We start from the raw sequence: 3,084 nt of genomic DNA on the forward strand, positions 1-3,084 counted from the left end.
GCGGCCCCCCCGGGGGCCGGGGGGGGCGCCCCGCACCCGCTGGGGGGCCCGGGGGCGGTTCGGGCGCATTCCCTCGCCTGTGTTCTCGATCTGGGTGCTTCGCGTTCCGATCGGGTGCGGGGCCTCGGGCGCCGCCTCCGACGGTGCCAGGCAGGGGTGTCGCCAGCCCCTGCATGGCCCCATCGCGTCTCGCGCCGCTGGGCCCGATTCCCGTTGTCCCCGATGCTGCCGCAGGGCCTGCTGCGCCGGCGGGCTTCCGCTTTCTTCGGCCGCCGCCGACTGGAGTCCTGCAAGGCGCGGGGAAGGCACGTTCTGGGGGCTGTGCCCTCTCAGGCCTTGGCCAGGATCGCCGAGAGCCGAGCCGCAGCCGTCGCTCCGGTGGCGACCGCGCCCTCCATCCAGCCGCGGAACGCGTGGGCGATGTCGGATCCTGCGAACACGAGGCGGCCCTCCGTGGCCTCCAGCGCCGAGGCGTACTCCGAGAGCAGGCCCGCGGGGGCCGCGCACCAGGTGCCCTTGGCGTAGGGGTCGGCGAGCCAGTCGTGGCCGTCGACCTTCAGGACGCCTGCCTCCGGGACATAGCGGCGTAGCGCCGCCTCCATGTCCTCGCGGTCCAGCATGTCCAGTGGTCGTTCCTGCGTCGAGAAGCCGACGACGAGGTCGCCGCCCAGGCCGGTCTCCTCGGCAGGGAAGTCGGTGAAGAAGACGTCGATAGGGGTGTCGTGGTCACCGATCCCCAGGACCTTCGGGGGCAGGTCCGTGACGAGCGCCCACAGTTTCTTGGCGGCCCCGGACTGGCCGATCTTCGCCGCGGCGACCTTGCCCGGGGACAGCGCCGGTTCGAAGGAGACATCGGCCAGGCAGTTCAGCGGCAGGGCGATCACGGCCCCGCGCGCCCGCAGCACCTCGCCGCCCTGGGTGCAGACCTCGACCTGCCCGGCCGACTGCGTCACCGCGACGACCGGTGTCGAGAGGCGCAGCTCGGCGCCGGAATCGTCCAGCATCCGCTGCAGGAGGTCGATCGTGCCGGCGGCGAAGCGGTGCGTCGGTGTGTGGCCGATGGCCAGGACGTCGTTGTCGAGAAGGGGGATCCACGACATCAGGTGCAGGGCGGAGATCTGCGACTCGTGGCAGCCCGTTTCCTGGCGGATCCATGCGCCCATGAGCCCCCGGAGCGTGGCCGAGAGCCCGAAGCTGTCGAGATAGGCGCCGAGTGGGACGTCGAGGTCGGCGACGCCCTGCGTGTCCAGCGCCAGCGCGGGGTCGATGCGCTTGACCTGGGTCCGGACTTCCTGGACGAACCGCCGGAGGTCGAGCTCGTCGTCCGGGCTGATCGGGCAGGGCGCGTGGCTGAGGACGCCGTCGAGCAGGGAGACGTGGTGCTCGGCCTGCGGGCTCGTGCTGAGCTGGACGCCGTAGCGCTCGACCTCCGCCATGAGCGCGGTGTTGAGCTCGGCGTCGACCCAGTTGCCCCCCATCTCGATGGAGAATCCGGTGTCGGCGAAGGGCCGGTACCAGGTGCGGCCGCCGATGCGGTCCCGTGCCTCGACGATCAGGACTCGCTTGCCGTCCTTCGCCAGATCGCGCGCGGCGGTCAGCCCCGCGAATCCCGCGCCGATCACCAGCGCGTCATAGGTCTCAGCGTTCATGGGCAGTTCCTTCCACCAATCTCGTCGACGGTCACTTCCGCACGACGGTCGTTCCACATGTCGTCGTGGTCATTCCAGGCCGGCCGGCAGGTGCAGCGGCTCTCCCCGGACTCCGGGGTCGCAGGCATTGACGGTCGGTGTGCCGAGGGAGGCCAGCGCGAGGACGTCGAGGTCGGGTCCGGCGAACGCGAGGTTCGTCGGAGTCGGGGCGTACACGCCCGACCAGTCGTCGACGACGACATCGAGCGTGCCGTCCGGGTCGAGGCGGTACACCCGGTTGGGCTGCCAGCAGCCGATCCACAGGGCGCCGTCGGCGTCGAATGCGATACCGTCCGGGACGACCCGGTCGAGGACGAGGACCGGCTCCGGCGCGCCGCCGGAGAGCGGGACCCGCATGATCCGCGGCCACGTCGACTCGACGACGTACAGCCAGTCGCCGTACAGCGCGAGGCCGTTGGCGAAGTGCAGCCCGTCGAGCACGCGCTCGGTGGTGCCGTCCGGGTCGATCCGCACGATCCCGCCGGTCGCCTGGCCCCAGCTCCCGGAATCGGAGACCCACAGCCTGCCCTCGCCGTCGAAGGCCGGGAAGTTCGGGTAGCCGATCGCGGCACCGTACTGCCGGATGCTGCCGTCGGGGGCGATCCGCTGCACGCACCCGTTGCCGACATCGCAGACATACGCTGCGCCTGCCCCGTCGAGCGCGAGCCCGAGCATCGAGCCGCCGGGCACGGTGCAGACTGTCTCGAACGTCCCGCCCTCCAGCCCGAACCTGTAGAGCTCGCCGCCTTCGCCGCCCGCGTAGAGCACCTGCTCCGACGGGGACCAGCAGACGCCCTCCGCATGGTGCAGGCCCTCGACCACGGTGCGCAGCCCGGGTCCGACGACCGAATCGGGCACGTCTTGAGTCGTCTGCGCCGCGGCGGGCGGCACGGTGTCGGGGGTCAGTGGGATCACGTCATTTCCTCCTTGGGGCCAAGATCCAATCTCGGGTCTTGGCACCCTCCACCGCAACTGCTTCTGAACACAACCCTCGGCATGCCGCTTATCCTCGCGAATAGGCCGGTGCCTGCCGGAGCGGAGTCGGCCCGGAGAGCCTCACGTGCGGGCAGGCCTCGGGGAGGGAGGCTGCTGGCGGGCGCCGGCCTGGCCCTGAGCCACCCGGTGCTCGTGCACCATCCGTCTGTTCTTCATTTCCGGTTCCGTTCCATTCCTGCCCGAGGTGGGCAAGTGCCGAAGCGCATGCCCTCGTCGGGGCTGGCGTCTCAGGCCTGCGCCTGCTGCCGGTCGAGCACCTCGACCTCGGCGCGGCGTGCGGTGTGCTGCCAGCGGGCGAGCCCTACGACCTGGTCGGCCAGCAGGCCCAGCTGCGGGGCTGCGGCGGCGATGGGGTCCACGTCGCCGGCCTGGGTCGAGTTGATCGTGACGCCCAGAGGCG

2 protein-coding genes are annotated in these 3,084 nt (G+C 71.5%); both read right to left on the reverse strand.

Annotated elements, in window-relative coordinates; translation table 11 throughout:
- Window positions 1-329: 329 nt before the first annotated feature.
- The gene (locus ACTHJJ_RS18535) at window positions 330-1,649 is read right to left on the reverse strand and encodes a flavin monoamine oxidase family protein (RefSeq protein ID WP_440304425.1); all 1,320 of its coding nucleotides are present in this window, start codon (window positions 1,647-1,649) and stop codon (window positions 330-332) included.
- A gap of 69 nt (window positions 1,650-1,718) precedes the next feature.
- The gene (locus ACTHJJ_RS18540) at window positions 1,719-2,603 is read right to left on the reverse strand and encodes an SMP-30/gluconolactonase/LRE family protein (protein ID WP_440304426.1); all 885 of its coding nucleotides are present in this window, start codon (window positions 2,601-2,603) and stop codon (window positions 1,719-1,721) included.
- Window positions 2,604-3,084: the final 481 nt, after the last annotated feature.

Source organism: Intrasporangium sp. (assembly GCF_051961875.1).
Taxonomy (GTDB): domain Bacteria; phylum Actinomycetota; class Actinomycetes; order Actinomycetales; family Dermatophilaceae; genus Intrasporangium_A.